General features: G+C 66.4%; 16 protein-coding genes. 4 read left to right on the forward strand and 12 right to left on the reverse strand.

The window, feature by feature from the left end:
• Nucleotides 1-60 precede the first annotated feature (60 nt).
• Together ABIB28_RS01480 and ABIB28_RS01485 are read left to right on the forward strand one after the other, a co-directional pair.
• Nucleotides 61-1107 (forward strand): M4 family metallopeptidase, encoded by a 1047-nt coding sequence (locus tag ABIB28_RS01480; protein ID WP_354285841.1) that lies wholly within the window; start codon nucleotides 61-63, stop codon nucleotides 1105-1107.
• 40 nt (nucleotides 1108-1147) lie between these two features.
• Nucleotides 1148-1420, forward strand: a complete 273-nt coding sequence (locus tag ABIB28_RS01485) for a hypothetical protein (RefSeq protein ID WP_354285843.1) — start codon at nucleotides 1148-1150, stop codon at nucleotides 1418-1420.
• A gap of 39 nt (nucleotides 1421-1459) precedes the next feature.
• Here the strand turns inward: ABIB28_RS01485 and alaS are convergent, their stop codons facing one another.
• The 3 genes from alaS to ABIB28_RS01500 all read right to left on the reverse strand — a co-directional run bounded on the left by alaS (nucleotide 1460) and on the right by ABIB28_RS01500 (nucleotide 6131).
• Nucleotides 1460-4138, reverse strand: coding sequence for an alanine--tRNA ligase (alaS, locus tag ABIB28_RS01490; RefSeq protein ID WP_354285845.1), 2679 nt, complete (start codon nucleotides 4136-4138; stop codon nucleotides 1460-1462).
• Between the two features lie 128 nt (nucleotides 4139-4266).
• On the reverse strand, nucleotides 4267-4767 hold the full coding sequence (locus tag ABIB28_RS01495) for a M50 family metallopeptidase (protein WP_354285848.1): 501 nt from the start codon (nucleotides 4765-4767) through the stop codon (nucleotides 4267-4269).
• 77 nt (nucleotides 4768-4844) lie between these two features.
• Nucleotides 4845-6131 (reverse strand): M24 family metallopeptidase, encoded by a 1287-nt coding sequence (locus ABIB28_RS01500; RefSeq protein ID WP_354285850.1) that lies wholly within the window; start codon nucleotides 6129-6131, stop codon nucleotides 4845-4847.
• A gap of 133 nt (nucleotides 6132-6264) precedes the next feature.
• On the opposite strand from ABIB28_RS01500, the gene ABIB28_RS01505 reads away from it, so the two are divergent.
• The gene (locus ABIB28_RS01505) at nucleotides 6265-7572 is read left to right on the forward strand and encodes a dicarboxylate/amino acid:cation symporter (protein WP_354285852.1); all 1308 of its coding nucleotides are present in this window, start codon (nucleotides 6265-6267) and stop codon (nucleotides 7570-7572) included.
• A 144-nt stretch (nucleotides 7573-7716) separates the two neighbouring features.
• Here the strand turns inward: ABIB28_RS01505 and ABIB28_RS01510 are convergent, their stop codons facing one another.
• The 8 genes from ABIB28_RS01510 to smpB form a co-directional block, all read right to left on the reverse strand.
• Entirely contained in the window at nucleotides 7717-8349 is a 633-nt protein-coding gene (locus tag ABIB28_RS01510) for a glutathione S-transferase family protein (protein WP_354285854.1), read from the reverse strand.
• Nucleotides 8350-8718: 369 nt separating this feature from the next.
• Nucleotides 8719-9828, reverse strand: a complete 1110-nt coding sequence (gene recA, locus ABIB28_RS01515; RefSeq protein ID WP_029625358.1) for a recombinase RecA — start codon at nucleotides 9826-9828, stop codon at nucleotides 8719-8721.
• Between the two features lie 134 nt (nucleotides 9829-9962).
• Nucleotides 9963-10973: an SDR family oxidoreductase gene (locus ABIB28_RS01520; RefSeq protein ID WP_189674843.1), complete on the reverse strand. Its 1011-nt coding sequence runs from the start codon at nucleotides 10971-10973 to the stop codon at nucleotides 9963-9965.
• A 94-nt stretch (nucleotides 10974-11067) separates the two neighbouring features.
• Nucleotides 11068-11433: a response regulator gene (locus tag ABIB28_RS01525; protein WP_189674844.1), complete on the reverse strand. Its 366-nt coding sequence runs from the start codon at nucleotides 11431-11433 to the stop codon at nucleotides 11068-11070.
• A gap of 37 nt (nucleotides 11434-11470) precedes the next feature.
• Nucleotides 11471-13876, reverse strand: coding sequence for a response regulator (locus tag ABIB28_RS01530; protein WP_354285857.1), 2406 nt, complete (start codon nucleotides 13874-13876; stop codon nucleotides 11471-11473).
• Between the two features lie 136 nt (nucleotides 13877-14012).
• Entirely contained in the window at nucleotides 14013-16064 is a 2052-nt protein-coding gene (locus tag ABIB28_RS01535) for a M13 family metallopeptidase (protein WP_189674846.1), read from the reverse strand.
• A gap of 58 nt (nucleotides 16065-16122) precedes the next feature.
• Entirely contained in the window at nucleotides 16123-16707 is a 585-nt protein-coding gene (locus tag ABIB28_RS01540) for a DUF2062 domain-containing protein (protein ID WP_189674847.1), read from the reverse strand.
• Nucleotides 16700-17182: an SsrA-binding protein SmpB gene (gene smpB, locus ABIB28_RS01545; RefSeq protein WP_010186783.1), complete on the reverse strand. Its 483-nt coding sequence runs from the start codon at nucleotides 17180-17182 to the stop codon at nucleotides 16700-16702. Before smpB ends, ABIB28_RS01540 begins: the two co-directional genes overlap by 8 nt.
• 153 nt (nucleotides 17183-17335) lie before the next feature.
• Here smpB and ABIB28_RS01550 point away from each other — a divergent pair, with 153 nt between their 5' ends.
• Nucleotides 17336-17752, forward strand: a complete 417-nt coding sequence (locus ABIB28_RS01550) for an acyl-CoA thioesterase (RefSeq protein ID WP_133188542.1) — start codon at nucleotides 17336-17338, stop codon at nucleotides 17750-17752.
• 6 nt (nucleotides 17753-17758) lie between these two features.
• Here ABIB28_RS01550 and ABIB28_RS01555 read toward each other — a convergent pair whose 3' ends face one another.
• Nucleotides 17759-18121, reverse strand: a complete 363-nt coding sequence (locus ABIB28_RS01555; protein WP_354285860.1) for a GIY-YIG nuclease family protein — start codon at nucleotides 18119-18121, stop codon at nucleotides 17759-17761.
• Nucleotides 18122-18179: the final 58 nt, after the last annotated feature.

The raw sequence follows: 18179 nt of genomic DNA on the forward strand, positions 1-18179 counted from the left end.
CAGCCCGCCGTCCTGCGCCTGTGATCGCGTCGTCGCATCATCATCGCCCAGGGGGACATCATGACGTGTGGTTGCTGCATCATTCCAGAAGACATCCTGCTCCGCTTCGCATCCGATCCCGAACTGTCCGACGCGGCGCGCCAGGCGCTGCATCACACCGCCGAGATCAGCGGCCAGATCCGCGCGTTGCGCCAGCAGAACGCCGCGCTGACGCTGACCGCGCTCCGGCTGCCCCTGCCGCGCCCGCCGATCCCGTTTCCGCTGCCGCATGTGCTTCCCGCCGCGCACATCTTCGATTGCCATCACACGACGGCGCTGCCCGGGGTGCAGGTCGCCAATCCGGGGTCGTCGCCCGACGGTCCGATCAAGCGCGCCTATGTCGAATCGGAGAATGTCGCGAAATTCTATTGGGACAATTTCAAGCGCGATTCGATCGACGGCAATCACATGACGCTCGTCTCGTCGGTCCATTACGGCGTGAAATACAACAACGCCTTCTGGAACGGCGCGCAGATGACGTACGGCGATGGCGACGGCCAGATCTTCCTCGATTTCACGCTGGGTGACGACGTGATCGCGCACGAACTGACGCATGGCGTGACCCAGCACAGCCTCGGCCTTGCCTATTCGGGCGAGGCGGGCGGGCTTAACGAAAGCATGTCCGACGTCTTCGGATCGATGTTCCGCCAATGGGAGAAGAAGCAGGTAGTCACCAAGGCCGACTGGCTGATCGGCGCCGCCATCATGGGGCCGCTCTCCAAGCAGAAGGGCTTTACCTGTCTGCGCGACATGGCGGCCCCCAAGAGCCCGCACGCAATGGCGCCGCAGCCCGACCATTATTATCCCGGCATCGGCAACCTCGATCCGCATTATTCGAGCGGCCCGCCCAATCTCGCCTTCTACAAGGCGGCCCAGGCGATTGGCGGGCATTCGTGGGAAAAAGCCGGCAAGGTCTGGTACACGGCACTGACCACCGCGCCGCCGATGCCCAATATGACCATGTCCAAATTCGCCGCCCGCACCCGTAAACTCTCGACGAGCCTGTTCCCCAATGATCCTACGGTCCATAACGCTGTCGACGCTGCTTGGACTGCTGTCGGCCTGTAATCCCGGTCGGCCCGCGGCCCTCCCAACAAAGGCAATCGCAATGCGTGAGATTTCGATCGAAGGCTTTGGCGGATTCGTTGGTGCGGGAGGGCCGGCGAGCCACGTCCATCAGCGCGGCCGGCTGGATTGGTCGGCTTTGTCGGCGGCCGATCAGGCGGCGCTCGACCGGCTGTTTGCCGCGCAAGCGCGGGTCGAAGCCAACCTGTTCTATCGTCTGACGCGGGTCGGCGCAGGCGGGACCGAGACGGTCGATGCCCTGCCCGACCAGATCCCGCCCGCGCTCTTGGCGAGCGTTCAGACGACGCTCGACTGAAGGCGCGACGACGCTGGAGGTGGGGCGGGACGGCTCGCGTTACGCCGCCAGCGCCGCCTTGACCGCGTCGACCGCCTCGCCACCCTTGGCGCCATCGGGGCCGCCGCCCTGCGCCATGTCGGGGCGACCGCCGCCGCCCTGACCGCCGAGCGTGGCGACGGCGATCTTGAGCAGATCGACCGCACTGCGCGTCGCCACCAGATCGGCGGTGACGCCGACCGCGACCGAAGCGCGACCGTCATTGACCGCGACGATCATCGCGACGCCCGAGCCGAGGCGTTGCTTCATGTCGTCGACCGTGCCGCGCAAGCCCTTGGGATCGAGCCCCTCGACCACTTGCCCGAGAAACGCGACGTCGCCGATCATCTCGGGACCAGCGGGCGCCGCCCCTGCCCCACCGCCGAGCGCGAGCGCCTTCTTGGCCTCGGCGAGTTCGCGCTCGAGGCGACGGCGATCCTCGACCAGGGCGGCGACGCGCGCCGGCACTTCATCGGGCGACGATTTGAGCGCGGTCGCGGCTTCGCGGAGCTTCTCGTCGCGGCCGGTAAAATAGGCGCGGGCCGCTTCGCCGGTAAGCGCCTCGACGCGGCGGATACCCGACGACACCGCGCCTTCACCGACCACCGCGAACAGGCCGATGTCGCCGAGCGCGCGGACGTGCGTGCCGCCGCACAGCTCGAGCGAATAGGTCTTGTCGACCCCGTCTTCCTTGGCGGTCCCCATCGAGACGACGCGGACCTCGTCGCCGTATTTTTCGCCGAACAGCGCCATCGCGCCTTCCTCGATCGCTTCGTCGGGCGTCATCAGCCGCGTCGCGACGGGCGAGTTGCCGCGGATGTGGTGGTTCACATCGGCCTCGACCAAAGCGAGCGCCGCCGGATCGATCGCGCTTGGCTGCGAGAAATCGAAGCGCAGGCGTTCGGGCGCAACCAGGCTCCCTTTCTGCGCGACATGCAGGCCGAGCCGCTGGCGGAGTGCTTCATGCAGCAGATGCGTCGCGCTGTGGTTGGCGCGGATGCGGTCGCGGCGCGCGCGGTCGATCGTCAGGTGGAGCGCATCACCGACCGCGATCTCGCCCTCGGTGATCGTGGTGGCGTGCGCGAACAGGCGACCGAGATACTTCCGCGTGTCCTCGACCTGGCCGAGCACGCCCGGCGCGGTGAGCGTGCCGGTGTCGCCGACCTGCCCGCCGCTCTCGGCATAGAACGGCGTCTGATTGAACAGGATCTCGACACTCTCTCCCGCAACGGCGCGCTCGACGCGCGCGCCGTCCTTGACGATCGCGACGACTTGGCCCTCGCCTTCCTCGGCGGTGTAGCCAATGAATTCGGTGCTGCCGGTCGCCTCGGCGATGTCGAACCACACGTCATCGGAAGCGCGCTGGCCCGAGCCCTTCCAGGCGGCGCGCGCGGCGCGCTTCTGCTCGGCCATCGCGGTGTCGAAGCCCGCGCGGTCGATGCCGAAGCCTTGAGCGCGCAAGGCGTCCTCGGTCAGATCGTAGGGGAAGCCGAACGTGTCGTAGAGCTTGAACGCGGTCTCGCCGGGCAGCGTCGCGCCTGGCTCCATGCTCGCAGTCGCTTCGTCGAGCAGCCGCAGGCCGTTGACCAGCGTGCGGCGGAACTGCGTTTCCTCCTGCAGCAGCGTCGATTCGATCGACGCCTGTGCGCGGACGAGTTCCGGGTATGCCGCGCCCATTTCCGCGACGAGCGCAGGCACGAGCCGGTGCATCAACGGCTCCTTCGCGCCGAGCAAATGCGCGTGGCGCATCGCGCGCCGCATGATCCGGCGCAGCACGTAGCCGCGGCCCTCGTTCGACGGCAGCACGCCGTCGGCGACGAGGAAGCCCGACGAGCGCAGATGATCCGCGATCACGCGGTGGCTCGCCTGCGTGCTCGGCGTCAACGCCGCGCCCGACTGCGCGACCGAGGCGGCGATCAGCGCCTTGAAGGTATCGGTGTCATAATTGTCGTGGACGCCCTGCAGCACCGCCGCGACGCGCTCGAGCCCCATGCCGGTGTCGATCGACGGCTTGGGCAGCGCGGTGCGCGTGCCGTCGGCCGATTGCTCGAACTGCATGAAGACGAGGTTCCAGATCTCGACGAAGCGATCGCCATCCTCGTCGGGGCTGCCGGGAGGGCCGCCGGGGATGTGATCGCCGTGATCGAAGAAGATCTCCGAGCAGGGGCCGCATGGGCCCGTGTCGCCCATCGACCAGAAATTGTCGTTGGTCGCGATGCGGATGATGCGCTCTTCGGGGAGTCCGGCGATGCGGCGCCACAGGTCGAACGCCTCGTCGTCGGTATGATAGACGGTGACGGTCAGCCGGTTGGGGTCGATCCCCCATTCCTTGGTCAGCAAATTCCACGCGAGCGTGATCGCGCGCTCCTTGAAATAATCGCCGAACGAGAAATTGCCGAGCATCTCGAAGAAGGTGTGGTGCCGCGCAGTATAGCCGACATTGTCGAGGTCGTTATGCTTGCCGCCGGCGCGCACGCACTTCTGCGACGAAGTCGCGGTGACATACGGCCGCGATTCGAGCCCAGTGAAGACGTTCTTGAACGGCACCATCCCGGCATTTACGAACATCAGCGTCGGGTCGTTCTGCGGGACGAGCGGCGCCGAGGCGACCTTGGCGTGGCCGTTGGCCGCGAAATAGTCGAGGAAGCTGCGCCGGATGTCGTTGGTGGAAACCGGGATCGAGAGCGAAGGCTGGGTCATGCGCCGTGGCTTAGGCGAGCGCGCGCTGTATCTCAAGCCGGGCTCGGTTGGTCGCGTTCGCTATGGTTGCCACAAGACCGGCATTGTCTCGCGTCTCGGGTGTGCGTGGAGCTCGTCACAGCCTTCGGTCATGCCGCTTGCGCTGAACCGAGACCCAAAGCCTCGAGAATCATCGCGCCGTCGCTCGTATCGAATGGCACGAGGTTGACGATCGCATAGGTCAAGGAAATGCCGATCAGGCTCGCCACGATTTCGGGAGCGTATCCGGGCGCGCGATACGCCAGCGCAATAAGAAGCCCACAGCTGGCGAAATTGGCCAAGGGACCGGCAAGCGATAGCAACACGCGGCCCCACCGCGAGATATCCGGCGCGCGTGCGAAAACGACCGCGCCCCCCAGATCCTGCCCCAACACCTGTCGCGTGAGGTGGAACGACCAGGGACGCAGCCGGATCTCGAGCGGGACGACGTGGAATCTCAAGATCGTCATTCCCAGTAATTTGCCGACGACGGCATGGCCTAGTTCGTGAACCAAGATCGCCAACCAGCTCAGACCCCAGAACACGACCCATTGCAGTACCCCCTGCGCCGACCCGGGAAGCAGCGCGGTCAGAGGCGCGAACGCGATCAAGCCGCCTACTATGCCTATGCCGAACGCCACTCCCCGCCCGAGCTTTTGCCGTAGCGGTGGGTTGGGCGTGCGCCGCGTCATCCCAGCGGCGCATCAAGTGAGATCGGCGGGACGCTGAACCATTTCGGGCCGGCCGCGGTCATGTGGAAGCAATCCTCGAGCCGCACGCCGAACTTGCCCGGCAGATACAGGCCCGGCTCGTCGGAGAAGCACATCCCCTCGGCGAGCTTGGTCGTCTCGCCATGGACGAGATTCACGGGCTCGTGCCCATCGAGCCCGATCCCGTGGCCGGTACGGTGCGACAGGCCGGGGAGCGCGTAACGCGGGCCGTAGCCGAGCGCGGTGTAATAGGCGCGGACCGCATCGTCGACCGCGCCCGCCGGTGTGCCGAGCTGCGCCGCGGCGAAGGCATTCGCCTGGCCGGTGCGGACTTGCTCCCAAACCGTGCGCTGGTCCTTGCTCGCCGCACCGTAAACGAAGGTGCGCGAGACGTCGGACTGATAGCCCTGCACGGTGCAGCCGCAGTCCATCAGCACGATCTGCCCGTCGGCGACGATCTGCGGGTCGCGGCTGCCGTGCGGGAAGGCGGCGGCGGGGCCGATCAGGACGAGCGCGAATTCGGGATCGCCGCCCAGCTGCACTGTCGCGGCGTTCATCAGCGCGGCGATGTCGGCGGGCTTCATGCCCTTTTCGACGCGCGGCCAGGTCCAGCGATAGGCCGCGATCGTGACGTCGGTCGCCGCCTGCATCAGCGCGATCTCGGGCGCGGTCTTGCGCATCCGCACACCGCGCACGATCGGATTGGCGCTGACGATCGTCGCGCCGGGCATCGCGTGCGCGAGCCCGTCGACCGCGAAATAGCGCACCGTTTCCTCGATCCCGATCGGCCGACCGCTAAGCTTACGGTCGCGCAGGAAACCGGCGACGAGTTTGGCGGGATCCTCGTCCTCCTGCCAGACACGGACTTCCGCGGGGACGCCGAGCGTCTGGCGGACCGAGGGTTCCTCGAAGAACGGCGTGACGATGCACGGCTCGCCCTCGACCGGCAGGATCGCCGCGGTGAGGCGTTCGCTGCGGTGCCAGGTGACGCCGGTAAAATAGACCAGGCTCGAGCCCGATTCGATCAGCACCGCGCCGATGCCGGTGGCGCGCATCAGGGCTTGCGCACGCTCGATCCGGGCGCGGCGTTCGGCTGCGCTGATCGGCGTGGTGGCGGTGGTCAGCGAGCGCAGGCCCGAAAGGTCGGGCGCAGCGGCGCGGACGACGGCCGCCGGCAGAATGGGGAGCGCCGCGGCGGCGCCGACGAGCGCGCGACGGGTGATCAGGCTGCCTGAAGTCGACGCGGTTCGGTTCTGATCGGCCATGCTCGCACTCCCCAATTCGGGCACGTGTCTGCCAGCCCTGCCAGCGGCTCGCAACGCCTTGCGTGGCGGTGGGCGCTTGACCGGGCGCGCATTCTCCCCTTGATGACCGTGAAAGACGACATTGGGGCGACACGTGGCGAAACGGCTGACTAGCTATATCCTGATCGGGCTGGTGCTCGGATTGATCGTCGGCTGGGCGATCCATTTCCAGATCGCCGACGGCACGCCGGAAGCGACCGCGCGGCTAAAGGACATCGGTGCGGGCTTCTCGATCGTCACGACGATCTTCCTGCGGCTCATCAAGATGATCATCGCGCCTTTGGTCTTCTCGACGCTCGTCGTCGGGATCGCGCATATGGGCGACATCGCCGCGCTCGGCCGCGTCGGGGGCCGTACGATGGCGTGGTTCGTCACCGCCTCGCTCGTCTCGCTCTCGCTGGGGCTTTTGCTGTTCCACGGGATCGAGGCGGTGATCGACCTGGTCGCGCCGGGAACGGGCTTCGGCTTCAAGCTGCCGCCGCCCGCCGCCTCGGTCGGGCTCGACGAGAAGGCGTTCAACCTCACCAACTTCATCACGCATATCGTGCCCTCGTCGATCGTCGAGGCGATGGCGACCAACGAGATCATCCAGATTGTGCTGTTCTCGGTGTTCGCTGGCGTCGCGCTGACCGCGATCGGGGAGAAGGGCGAACCGATCGTGCGCGGCGCCGAAGCGCTCGCCGCGATGATGCTGCAGATCACCGATTACGTCATGCGCTGCGCGCCGATTGCGGTGTTCGCGGCGATCACTGCGACGATCACGGTCAACGGGCTCGGGATCTTGTGGTCGCTCGGGTTGTTCGTCGGCGGCTTCTATCTGGGGTTGGCGACACTGTGGCTGCTGCTGTTCGGCGCGGCGTTCGTGTTCATCGGGCCGCGCGCCTTCGGTCTCGCGCGCTATATCCGCGAGCCGATCCTGCTGGCGTTTTCGACCGCGTCGTCCGAGGCGGCGTATCCGCGCACGCTCGAGGCGCTCGATCGCTTCGGCGTGCCGCGGCGGATCTCGAGCTTCGTGCTGCCGCTGGGGTATTCGTTCAATCTCGACGGGTCGATGATGTACATGACCTTCGCGACGCTGTTCATCGCGCGGGTCTACGGGATCGACCTGCCGCTCGGCACGCAGATCGTGATGCTGCTCGTGCTCATGATCACCTCGAAGGGGATTGCCGGCGTGCCGCGCGCGTCGCTCGTCGTGATCGCGGCGGTGATGGGGCAGTTCGGCATTCCCGAGGCGGGGCTGCTGCTGATCCTGCCGGTCGACCAGTTCCTCGACATGGGCCGATCGGCGACCAACGTCGTCGGCAATGCGGTGGCGACGACGGTGGTGGCGAAGTGGGAGGGCGCGCTCGGCGAGCCGCAGGCGGCGGAGATCGAACCGCCGCACGCGCCGCATCGGGCTTAGCGCTTACCGCACCATTCGTTCCTGCGGTCACCCCGGCCTTGTGGCGGGGTCTACCGTGCCGCGCGTGCTACGACGGCAGGAGCGGGATCACGGTGGACCCCGGGACGAGCCCGGGGTGACGGGTATTGGGGGTCGCCCCCGTCTTCACGCGTAGGCGTAGGGCCCGCCCTTTTCGAGCGCTGCCTGATAGGCCGGGCGGGCATGGATCTTGTCGAGCCAGGCGATCGTCGCTGGGCGGCTGTCGTCGAGCCCGGCGCGGCTCTTTGCGGCTTCGAGCGGGAAGCTCATCATGATGTCGGCGCCGGTCAGCTGGTCACCCGCGAACCACGGCCGCTTGGCGAGTTTGGATTCGACGTAATCGAGATGGACGTCGATCATCGGCTGAACCCGCTTCGCGGCGGTTGCGCCGATCACCGGGATGCGATTGAGCACGAGCAGCAGCAGCAACGGCGGCATCACCGAGCCCTCTGCGTAATGCAGGAACTGGCGATAGCGCAGCACGTCGTCGCGGTGCGCGGGCGGCCCGAGCTTCCCGTCGGCATATTCGACCAGATAGTCGATGATCGCGCCGGTCTCGACCAGCGTCTGCCCCGCGGCGGTGTCCTCGAGGATCGGCGACTTGCCGAGCGAATGGACGCGCTTCAGCTCGGGCGGGGCGAGCATCGTCTTGGCGTCGCGCTGGTAGCGCTTGATCTCATAGGGCAGCCCGAGCTCCTCGAGCATCCACAGGATGCGTTGCGAGCGCGAGTTGTTGAGATGGTGGACGATGAGAGTCATGCGCGCGCTCCGGTGGTGGACAGGATCAACCGATCGTAACGCGCAACGCGGAACGTCGCACTAAAGTCGCACCATCGCGGTGCTTGCCTCGTCGCGACGACCCGACCGTCATGGGGCGGTCCGACATCGGACGCTGCTCGGGCGGAGGGGTGGGCCCCGGTACAAGGCCGGGGTGACGATAGGGTAGTTTTCGATCGGCGCCTGATCCTGTGAAGCGCCTGCCGTTTGACGAGCCCGCCATAGCAAAGGCCCGCCATTGCTGGCGGGCCTTCCCGGTTTTGCGACGACCAACCAAAGCCGCCTGTAGAAAGAACGCGGCCGAGCCCTGCCGCCGCTCCCTGCCCCGGACCAAGCGGCCCGAAGCGGATCTCACATCTCGGGCTCGTCCCCGTCGTCGGGCTCGCCGCCGACCATCATTTCCTCGGCGACCTTGTCGGTGCGCGCGCGGATCGAGGCTTCGAGGCGGTCGGACATTTCGGGATGTTCCTTAAGGAACGTCTTCGAATTCTCGCGGCCCTGGCCGATGCGGACGCTGTCGTAGGAGAACCACGCGCCCGACTTCTCGACCAGCCCGGCCTTGACGCCGAGATCGAGGATCTCGCCGATCTTCGACACGCCCTGCCCGTACATGATGTCGAATTCGACCTGCTTGAACGGCGGCGCGACCTTGTTCTTGACGACCTTCACGCGCGTCGTGTTGCCGATGATCTCGTCGCGATCCTTGATCTGCCCGGTGCGGCGGATGTCGAGGCGGACCGAGGCGTAGAACTTGAGCGCGTTGCCGCCGGTCGTCGTCTCGGGGTTGCCGTACATCACGCCGATCTTCATGCGCAGCTGGTTGATGAAGATCACCATGCAGCGCGAACGGCTGATCGAGCCCGTCAGCTTGCGCAAGCTCTGCGACATCAAGCGCGCCTGCAGACCGACATGGCTGTCGCCCATCTCGCCCTCGATTTCGGCGCGCGGCACCAAAGCCGCGACCGAATCGACGACAAGCACGTCGATCGCGTTCGAGCGCACCAGCGTGTCGACGATCTCGAGCGCCTGCTCGCCGGTGTCGGGCTGCGAGACGATCAGCTCGTCGATGTTGACGCCGAGCTTCTTGGCATAGACTGGGTCGAGCGCGTGCTCGGCGTCGACGAACGCCGCGGTGCCGCCGGTCTTCTGCGCTTCGGCGATCACGTGGAGCGCGAGCGTCGTCTTGCCCGACGATTCGGGACCGTAGATCTCGATCACGCGCCCGCGCGGCAAGCCGCCGACGCCGAGCGCGATGTCGAGGCCGAGTGAGCCGGTCGAGATCACCTCGACCTGCATCGTCTGCTTCGACCCGAGCTTCATCGCCGAGCCCTTGCCGAACGCGCGATCGATCTGCGCGAGCGCTGCTTCGAGCGCCTTCGCGCGTTCGTCCTTGGCCTTTTCGGCGGCCTTGTCCGTGGATGCTGCCATTTTGCTGTCGATGACCTTCAAAGATACCGCCATTGGTAGCTCCCGTCGCTAGACCGAACGCCTCATGCGTTCAATGCGTGACAGCGATGTATCGCATTTGTTCTGTGAGAACAAGTGTGGAACGACGGTGCTTTTCCGAGGGTCGTAGGACAGGTTAACACCGCAGGTTATGGCATCCCGCCGCCGCCCGCCGCGCCATAGACGTGGCCGGTGGTGTAGCTGGCGCCGTTTTCGGCGAGCAGGACGTAGATTCCGGCGAGCTCGGCGGGCTGGCCGGGTCGGCCGAGCGGCGTCATACTGCCGAAGCTCTCGAGCTTCTCCATCGTCGCGCCACCCGATACCTGGAGCGGCGTCCAGATCGGCCCCGGCGCGACGCCGTTGACGCGGATGCCGCGCGGGGCGAGCTGCTTCGCCAGGCTGCGGACGTAGTTCGTCGTCGCGGCCTTGGTCATCGCATAGTCGTAGAGATCCTTCGACGGGTCGGTCGCCTGTTCGGAAGTCGTGCCGATGATCGCCGAGCCGGGCTTGAGATGCGGCAGCGCGGCCTTGATGATCCAGAACGGCGCATAGATGTTGGTCTTCATCGTCGCGTCGAAATCCTCGCTCGACACGTCAAGGATCGAGGCGCGCGTCTGCTGGCGCGCGGCGTTGCTGACGAGAATGTCGAGCCCGCCAAGCTCCTTGACCGCGGTCTCGACCAGCTTCTGGCAGAAGGCCTCGCTGCGCAAATCGCCGGGGATGGCGACCGCCTTGCGTCCCGCCTCGCGGATCAACGCGACCACGGCGCGCGCATCCTCCTCCTCGGCGGGGAGATAGTTGATCGCGACGTCGGCACCTTCGCGCGCATAGGCGATCGCCGCTGCCGCACCCATGCCCGAATCACCGCCGGTGATGAGCGCCTTGCGGCCGAGCAGACGACCCGAGCCACGATAGCTCTGCTCGCCATTGTCGGGCTTGGGGGTCATCTTCGACGACAGGCCGGGCCACGGCTGCGACTGCTTTTCGAACGGCGGCTTGGGCCCGCTCCGCGGATCCTTGAGGCCGGCCGCGGGTGCTGCCCCGGCGGGCGTTCCTGGCGTCTTGGCAAAGGCCGAGCCGGTCGCAGCGGTCGCGACGCCGAGCGCAGCACCGCCCACGACGGCCCGGCGGGAAACGGAGGATTCATCGTTGCTGCTCATGGGTCGATCTCGCTCGCTATCAAAGGTCGAGCGGGTAACTCATGGCGTCTGCACGCGGTTCACAAAGAAGCCGGGTTTATTCGGCTAACCTCAATCAAGCCGCGCTGGCGGTACCCAACGCATCGAGCGCCTTCGACACGCCGTCCATCGTGAACGGCTTGGGCAAGGTCGGGCGGTCGCGGAACTGCTCGGCGACGGTATCGTGCGATCCGCCGGTGGCGAAGACGAACGGGATACCCTTTTGCGCAAGCACTTCGGCGATCGGAAAGCTCTTCTCGCCGCCGCGCAGATTGACATCGAGGATCGCCGCATCGACACCGCCATCCGCGATGATCGCGACCGCGCCCTCCACGGTATCGGCCGAGCCCGCGACGGATTTACCAAGCACATCGAGGAAATCCTCGATCATCATGGCAATAAGGGGCTCGTCTTCGACGATCAGGATACTCTGGGCGCTCATTGTGTGCCTTTAGCGTCCTGGAACGCCGTCCGCCAAGTCATTTCGCACGAAGCACGTCGCGCGTCGCCTCGGCGAGCTCCTGGACCGAGAAGGGCTTGGCAAGGAAGGCAACATTGTCGAGATCGATCGACTTGCGGATCGTCTCCTCGGCATAGCCCGACATGAACAGGATCGGCAGGTCGGGATAGCGCGCGCGCACCTGGCGGACGAGCGTCGGTCCGTCCATCAACGGCATCATGACGTCGGAGATGAGCAGATCGGGGCGATCGCAGCGGGCCAGCAGCTCGAGCGCCGCCTCGCCATGCTCGGCGGTGAGCACGGTATAGCCCTGCCGCGCGAGCGCGCGTTCGGCGACGGCGCGGACCATGTCCTCGTCCTCGACCAGCAGAATCGTGCCGCTGCCCCACAGATCGGCGGGCTTTTCGCGCGGGAGCGCCTTGGCCGGCGTCGCGTCGACCAGCGCGCCCGCGGTGTGGACCGGCAAATAGATCGTGAAGACTGCACCCGACGCGCCCTTCGGCCCGCTCTTGACGGTATCGGCGAAGATCCAGCCGCCCGATTGCTTGACGATGCCGTAGACGGTCGACAGCCCGAGCCCGGTGCCCTTCCCCACTTCCTTGGTGGTGAAGAACGGCTCGAAGATCTTGGGCAGGATGTCGGGCGGAATGCCGCCGCCGGTGTCGGCCACTTCGAGCACGACATAGTCCGCCGCAGGCAGAATATCCGAGCCGAGCTTGCGCACTTGCGCCGCGGTGACCGCGTAGGTCTGGATCGTCAGCGTGCCGACGCCGCGCGGATCCTTGGCGATCATCGCGTCGCGCGCATTGACCGCGAGGTTGACGACGACCTGTTCGAGCTGCCCCGGATCGGCGCGCACCGGCGACAGGTTGCGGCCGTGCTTCACCGTCAGCGTGACGGTCTCGCCGAGCAGCCGCTTGAGCAGCGTCGAGACTTCGGAAATGACGTCGGGCAGCTGCAGCACTTGCGGGCGCAGCGTCTGCTGGCGCGAGAAAGCGAGCAATTGCCGCGTCAGGCTCGCTGCGCGGTTCGAATTGGCGCGGATCTGCTGGATGTCGTCATAATCGCTGTCGCCGGGCGAATGGCGCATCAGCATCAAGTCGCAATGCCCGATGATCGCGGTGAGGATATTGTTGAAATCGTGCGCGACGCCGCCGGCGAGCTGCCCCACGGCTTGCATCTTGGTCGCTTGCGCGACCTCGCGCTTGAGCCGCGTCTCCTCGCTATTGTCCTTGAGGCTGAGCAGCACCGCCGAATCGCCCAGCCCCCGCGCACCCGCGATCGACAAGGCGACGGGTTCGTCGGGATGGTCCTTCAACCGCACCGCGAGGTCGGTCGAATGCGTTGCGCCGCCTGCAAAGCGGCGGATCGCATCGGCGACGACGCCCTTGTCCTCGCGCACGAGCAGATCGCCCGGATAGATCGGCGGGCTCGCCGGATCGACCGCAGCGGCGCGCGCGAACGCGTCGTTCATCTGCAGGAAGCGGCCATCGCCGCCGATCAGCGCGACGCCGAACGGCATCAGCGACACGAGGCTGCGGATATGCGCGCTCGCGCTCTCGCCGATCGCGGCGTGCCCCTCCTCCTCGTCGATCAGCGCGACGAGCATCGGCGCGTCCTCGCCATCGAGGAACGGGATCTGCAGCACCCGCAACGGATTGCGCGTCAGCCCCTCGCGCTCGAAGCGCGCCATGCCTTGCGCGTCGGTGATGAGGAAACGCGCGAAATCGCGCCCGATGATCGCGCCGTCCTCCTGCCCCATCGCGCGCGAACGCAGCACGCGGTTGGCGGCGCGGATCCGGCCGTCGGGGTTGATCAGCGCGGCCATGATCCCGGCGCTGCCGAGCCGGTCGCCCGTCGCACCGGCGATGAGGTTTTCCATCGTCTTGGCGAGATCGAGCCCTTGCGAGGCGAAGAAGCGCCAGACGAGCAGATTCTCGTCCTCGCCGACGCGCGTGACATCGGCCGAGAGCGCCGCGCCCTTGACGGCCAGGCGATCGACGCTCGCCGCGCCATCGCGCCACGCCGCGCGCCCGGCGCTGCCGAGCCGATCGACCCCGCCCGCGTCGAGCGGCAGGCCGGGCGCAGTCGGAAAACCGCCGAACAGCGCTTCGTAGCGGTCGTTCGCACAGACGAGCCGCCCAGCGCGGTCGGTCACCGCGATCGCGTCGGGGCTGCTTGCCGCGAGCGCGCGCGCAACGCTCCAATCGGGTTCGATCGCGGTGCTGGCCGTTGCCGGGAACAGCCGGCGCGCTGCGATCAACCCGCCTGTCACGACGAGCGCCGCTGCGGCGAAAGCCGCAGCGATCACAAGGCTGTGGAGAATGCCGAGGATGACCAAGGCGGCCGCCAGACCACAGCCGAGCGCAATCAGAGCGGCGCTGCGTGTGGCGGTGGCGTGGGGGGGCGCAGGTAGCGGGACCATCGCATCATGCTGTGAGCGCTGCACGGCCCGCGTCAAGGCTTAAGCGGCGGAGCGCCGCGGAGCGGTCGCGATGCGCGACAAGCAGTCGATCGAAAAAAGGAGGCCCCAGCGCGCTGCGCCGGGGCCTCCAGGCATTTTACCAGACCTTCACGCGCTCAGCAGGCGCGAGGTACATCTTGTCGCCGGGCTTGACGCCGAAAGCGGCGTACCAGGCGTCGACGTTGCGCACTTCCATCGTGCGGAACGGACCCGGCGAATGCGGATCGCTCAGCAACTGCGAGCGCAGCGCCGGCTCGCGGAACTTGATCCGCCAGACCTGCGCATAGCCGAGGTAGAAACGCTGGTCGCCGGTCAGCCCGTCGATCACCGGCGCGGGCTTGCCGCCGAGCGAGCGATGATAGGCGTCGTACGCAAGCGCGAGGCCAGCGAGATCGGCCATGTTCTCGCCGAGCGTCAGCCCGCCGCGGATGTGCTGGCCGGGGAGCGGCTCGTACGCGTCATACTGCTTGACCAGCTGGTCGGTCATCGCGGTGAAACGCGCGACGTCCTGCGGCGTCCACCATTCCTTCAAGGCGCCGGTCGGATCGAACTTGCGGCCCTGATCGTCGAAATGATGGCTGAGCTCGTGGCCGATGACGACGCCAATGCCGCCATAGTTGACCGCGGGATCGGCCTTCGCGTCGAAGAATGGCGGCTGGAGGATCGCCGCCGGGAAGACGATCTCGTTCATCGGCGGGTTGGCATAGGCGTTCACCGTCATCGGGGTCATGCCCCATTCGGTGCGGTCGATCGGCTGGCCGAGCTTGTGCAGGTCGCGCTGATACTCGAACTGGTTCGCTGCGGCGACGTTGCCGACGAGATCGTCACGCTTGACCTGCACCGCGGTGTAATCGCGCCACTTGGTCGGATAGCCGATCTTGGGGGTGAAAGCGGCGAGCTTAGCGTGCGCCTTGACCTTGGTCTCGGGCGCCATCCAAGTCAGCTTGTCGATCCGCGTGCCCATCGCCGAGATGATGTTCTTGACGAGCTGATCGGCCGACGCCTTCGATGCCGGCGGGAAATAGGCCGCGACATATTGCTGGCCGATCTCTTCGCCGAGCGCGCCCGATACAGTCGAGACGCCGCGCTTCCAGCGCACCGGCTGCTGCGGCGCGCCGCTCAGCACGGTGCCGTAGAACGCAAAATTGGCGTCGTTGATCGGCTTGGACAGATACCCCGCATACGAGCGCATCGTGCGCAGGATCAGGAAGTCCTGGACGACCTGCACGGGGGCATCGGCGAACGCCTTGGCCTCACCCGCGATCGCGCTCGGCATCCCGACGATATAGTTCGCCTGGCCCGCAGCCCCGGCCGCCTGGAAATAGGCCGCCCACGGGAAGCCCGCGGCCTTGCCGTCGAAGTCGGCGGGGAGATATTTGTTGTACGTCAGATCGGCGTTGCGCGACTTGACGCGGTCCCAATGCGCCTCGGCGAGCGTCTTCTCGAACGCGAACACGGCGGCGGCGCGCTGTGCGGCATTGTCCTGCCCGGCAAGGCCGAGCATCGTTGCCTGATACGCTTGATATTTGGTGCGCGTGTCGGCGAGCTTGGGGTCATCCTTGAGGTAATAATCGCGATCGGGGAGACCGAGGCCGCCCTGATAGACGTGGACGATATAGTTCTCGGGAGCCTTGTCGTCCTGCCCGACGCCGACGCCGAACAAGCCGCCGACGCCACGCTGCTGGAGCTTGGCCATCTCGGTCGCGAGTGCGGCCTTGTCCTTGGCGGCCTTGATCTCGCCGATCCAGGGCTGGATCGGCGCGATGCCCTTCGCGTTGACCGCGGCTTCATCCATGAAGCTCGCGTAGAAATCGCCGATCTTGTTGCCCGGCGTCTGCGTCGCCTTGTCGAGGATGATGCGCGTCCGCTCGAGCGAGCGATCGGCCAGCGCGTTGAACATCCCGTAGGTCGCCTTGTCGTCGGGGATCTGCGTCTTGGCTTCCCACGCGCCGCCGGCATATTTGGCGAAATCGTCGCCGGGCTTTACTGCGCTATCCATGCCGGCGGTATCGATGCCGAAGCTACCGATCTCGGCGCCGGTGCTTGCGCTCGGCGCAACGACGGGCTTGGGCTTGCTCGTCTGGGCGTAGGTTACGCCCCCCGCAGCGGCCGATGCCAGCAGCGAGAGTGTTAGGAGCGAAAACCGCATACAAATGTATCCTTCCTGAACCGTATTGCCGCGTGTTGTACCGCTATGACACGGCCAGTCAAATCGTTCTTGTCGCCCCACCGCGATGCGCGCGCGCGCGCCATTTCCGTGCGATCCGCAGCCGCCAGACGAGGCTCGTCACGCCGTAACCCGCGACCGAGAGCCCGATCGCCAGGATCACCAGCCCGACGATCGTCGCGGGGCCGCCATGCGACACCAGCCAATGCAGCCAGCTCGCATTCGCCGCGACGTTGCTCGCGATCGGCGCGCCGGGAACATCGCGGTCGAGCCGCAGCACCCAATGGCCGATCTCGTACGCGCTCCAGAACAGCGGGACGGTGGTCAGCGGATTGTGGAGCAGCGTCGTGCCGACCGCCACGGGCACGTTCGCGCGCACCGGCAGCGCGGTCAGCGCGGCGAGCGGCATGTGCGCCAGGGGAAAGAGGATGCCGGTGAACAGCCCGAGCGCGACGCCGCGCGGCACCGAGCGGCGCGTGAAGCGCCACAGCGACGGTGCGAGGATGCGGTGCGAGACGGGGCGGAGAAAGCGATTCGCCTCGATACTGTCGCGCGTCGGCACATGACGGCGCGCCCAGCCCGTCGCACGGGCAACGGGTCCGCCACGCGCCACGCGATCAGCCACGGTCGCGCATGATCCGGCCCTGCTCACGCTTCCAGTCGCGCTCCTTGATCGAGTCGCGCTTGTCGTGATCCTTCTTGCCCTTGGCGAGCGCGAGCTCGATCTTGGCGCGGCCCTTCGAGTTGAAATAGACCATCAGCGGCACGAGCGTCATGCCCTCGCGGTTGACCGCGCCATGCATCTTGTTGATCTCGCGCTCCTTGAGGAGCAATTTGCGGACGCGCTTGGGCTCATGGTTGTAGCGGTTGCCGTGGCTGAATTCGGGCACGTTCGAATTGATCAGCCAGACCTCGCCGTCCTTCACCTCGGCATAGCTCTCGGCGATCGAGCCGGTGCCGCTGCGCAGCGACTTCACCTCGGTACCCGTCAGCGCGATTCCCGCTTCGTACACCGTCTCGATGTAATAATCGTACCGTGCGCGCCGGTTCTCGGCGACGATCTTGGTCTTTTCGAAGAGCGGGGGTTTCGGACGTGCCATGGGAGCCGCGATGTAGGCGTTGCCGCGACGAAACAAAAGCCATGCGGACAATTTAGCCGACGCGCGCAAGCAAAGCGCGCGCAAAGCCCCTATCTTAAGGTTAGGGTGCAATGGCCGCTCGCGTGATTGCCCGATCCAGTGTAGAGTTCCGCCATGTCCGATTTCGCCGCTCCCAAATTCGCGACCCACAGCTTCCCGATCGCCATCGACGCTGCCGACATTGATTTCATGGGGCACGTCAACAATGCCTCGTATCTCAAATGGGTGCAGGACGCGGTGGTCAGCCACTGGCAGCGCTTCGCGCCGAGCGAGGCGGTGGCGACGCACGCCTGGGTCGCGCTCAAGCACGAGATCACTTATCGCAAGCCGACCTTCCTCGACGACGAGGTGATCGCGACCGTGCTGCTCGAAAAGGTGCAGGGCGCGCGCGCATTCTACGAGACGGTGATCAAGCGCGGCGAGGACGTGCTCGCCGAGGTCAAGTCGAGCTGGTGCTGCCTCAACGTCGAGACGATGCGGCCGGCAAGGCTGGCGCAGGGCGTGATCGATCGGTTCTTCGCAAAGGATTGAGCGCCGTCACCCGGCCGTCACCCCGGCCTTGTGCCGGGGTCCACCGAGAAGGGCGTTAGCCGGCAGCGGCTCGAGGCCGAACCCAACCGCGAGATCGTTCCAGGCGGGGTTGTCGGATTCGATGAGGTTCCGCTTCCAATCTCGGCGATAGCGCTTGAGTTGTTTCTCGCGCATTATCGCGGATTCCATCGTTCCCGCGACCTCAAAGTACACGAGCCGGAGTATCCCATACCTCTTCGTGTGCCCGTCGAAAGTACCGGAGCGATGTTGGAGCACGCGACCAATTAGATTCGACGTCACGCCGACATAGACCGACCCGTTGTACCGGGACGCCAGAATATAGACGCACGGGGTTCGCTCGATCGTCATGCGGTGAACGTTGCCGCACGGTGGACCCCGGCACAAGGCCGGGGTGACAATCGTGTGA

This window comes from Sphingomonas sp. UYEF23 (genome assembly GCF_040546165.1).
GTDB classification, from domain to species: domain Bacteria; phylum Pseudomonadota; class Alphaproteobacteria; order Sphingomonadales; family Sphingomonadaceae; genus Sphingomonas; species Sphingomonas glacialis.